Below are 2,358 nucleotides of genomic sequence, written 5' to 3'. Positions count from 1 at the left end.
ACGTTTAAGCATAAAAAAGCGCGGTGTTATAAATAGCACCGCGCTTTTTCTTATCATATAGTCGGTTCAATATAAAAGAGATACAGCGGGGCTGGAATAAATTTTTTGTAGCCTCTGTCGGCGTAGGCACAGCAAGCAAGAAAAATTTGTACCAGTCACGCAGCATAGTATCGTGTATCTATTTTATTCAGTATCAGCTATAGTTATGGCTGATAAACCTAGCAAATACTAATCGATATACACTACCTCTAACGGTGGGAAGCCATTAAACTCAACAGATGAGTAGGAGTTGGTATAAGCACCTGTCGCCAACCAATAAACTTTATCACCAATCTCAAGCTCTTGAGGCATCTGATAGCCTGCTTCTTCATACATGATATCTGCTGAATCGCAGGTTGGCCCTGCCAGCACTACCGTACCAGCTGACGTTGAGGTTTCCATTTTAGGCGTATAAACGGGATATTTAATCGCCTCACCCAAGGTTTCGATTAAGCCTTGGAACAGTCCCACATCGGTATAAACCCAGCGCGTTGTTTCATCCTGCGCCTTACGTGAAATCAGTACCACCTCACTGACTAACACCCCAGAACTTGCCACCAAAGAGCGTCCAGGCTCCAAGATAATCTCTGGCATATCATCGACACCATAACTGTCCACTAAATACTGTTTTACGGATTCGGCGTAGTCTTGTATGGTATTGACCTGATTTAAGTACCTAGCAGGGAAGCCGCCCCCTAAATTTATCATTTGTAGCTTAATATTTTGCTGATTTAAAAGCTGTTCAAAGATGTCTTTGACCATCAACAAAGCGTCATTCCAGACAGTGACTGATTTTTGCTGACTACCCACATGGAATGAGACGCCATAAGGTACTAAACCTAGCTCGCGCGCTTGGGTCAATAACTCGACGGCCATATCAGGGTGGCAACCAAACTTGCGTGACAATGGCCATTCCGCAGTGTCTGAACCTTCTACCAAAATACGCACGAAAACATTGGATCCAGGAGCGTGCTCAGCGATATTTTTTAAATCTGCTTCTGAGTCGGTGGCATATAGGCGCACGCCTTTGTTATAGGCGTACTTAACGTGTTGCGCCTTTTTAATGGTATTACCATACGAGATACGACTGGTATCGACGCCGCAGTCCAGCACTCGGTCCAGCTCATAGATTGAGGCACAATCAAAGTTTGAACCCAACTCTGCTAATAGCTTAATGACTTCTACTGCCGGACTGGCTTTCATCGCATAATGGACCTTCGCATCAGGAAATAAACCGACCATTTCATTGAATTTGAGTTTGATACGATTCAGGTCTACTACTAAAAATGGCGTTTCGCGTCCTTCAGCGACTTTGGTGAATTTCTGCCACGCAGCGGGGTCAAAATACTGCTCAATTTTGATCATGGTCATGATGGAAAACCTTTAATAAAGAAAGCGTAGAGCAGAGAAAAAAGCCAACATCGCATCATATAGTAAGTTCAATATAAAAGCGGCACAGCGGGACTGGTATACATTTTTTGCAGCCTCTGTCAGCGTAGACACAGCAAGCAAGAAAAATTTATACCAGTCCCGCGTCATATCATAACGTATCTTTTTTATTTAGAACCAACTATAGCGCATAACAAAGCCATCAGACTTTAACCCATATCATAAGTAACTTATGTGCCGTTTAAATGATGTAAAAAGTAGCTTATATGATAAATCTTACCTCTTAAGAGTTGGTTGGCTGTGGCTGTTTATCTGCTGATGGCTCACCTTGTTTTTCACGTATTTTTATAACTTTACGCACCTTGTCGCGCGCACGAGTCTGTTTTAGACGTGATAAATAATCGACGAATATCACGCCATTTAGATGATCCATTTCGTGTTGGATACAGACTGCAAGTAAGCCTTCTACTTCTTCGTCAATTTTTTCGCCGTTCTCATCTAAGGCTTCGATACGCACTTTATTCGGACGCTCAACACTATCATAGACCTCGGGCACCGACAGACAACCTTCTTCATACGGTTGTTTTTCTTCCACCAATGGCGTCACTTTAGGGTTAATAAAAACCTTAGGCGTGTTTTTTTCTTCGGATAAATCCATGACAATCAGTTGAATATGGCGATCAACTTGACTGGCAGCCAGGCCAATACCCTGAGCGTCATACATCGTCTCAATCATGTCATCGATCAAGGTCTTGATTTCAGCAGTCACTTCCTTGACAGGCTTGGCAATAGTGCGCAAGCGCGGGTCTGGATAATTTAAAATAGGGAGTAAAGCCATGACGCTCACCTCAATAATAGGGATAAAATAGGGTTAATATTATAAGGTAAATGGGGACAAAAGTAATGCTTATCAATACTTTCCGCGTAACT

Annotated in this window: 2 protein-coding genes; both read right to left on the bottom strand. The window is 42.7% G+C overall.

Features of this window, described 5'->3' with window-relative positions; translation table 11 throughout:
• Window positions 1-228 precede the first annotated feature (228 nt).
• The gene (locus ACT3TU_RS13970) at window positions 229-1,404 is read right to left on the bottom strand and encodes a type III PLP-dependent enzyme (RefSeq protein ID WP_192529847.1); all 1,176 of its coding nucleotides are present in this window, start codon (window positions 1,402-1,404) and stop codon (window positions 229-231) included.
• 307 nt (window positions 1,405-1,711) lie between these two features.
• Window positions 1,712-2,266: a peptide deformylase gene (def, locus tag ACT3TU_RS13965; RefSeq protein ID WP_192523702.1), complete on the bottom strand. Its 555-nt coding sequence runs from the start codon at window positions 2,264-2,266 to the stop codon at window positions 1,712-1,714.
• Window positions 2,267-2,358 lie beyond the last annotated feature (92 nt).

Origin of the sequence: Psychrobacter sp. AOP3-A1-26, from assembly GCF_052378235.1 — a bacterium.
Classification (GTDB): domain Bacteria; phylum Pseudomonadota; class Gammaproteobacteria; order Pseudomonadales; family Moraxellaceae; genus Psychrobacter.
The sequence above is the reverse complement of the archived record's forward strand: the minus strand, read 5'-3'. Positions and strand labels throughout refer to the sequence as shown.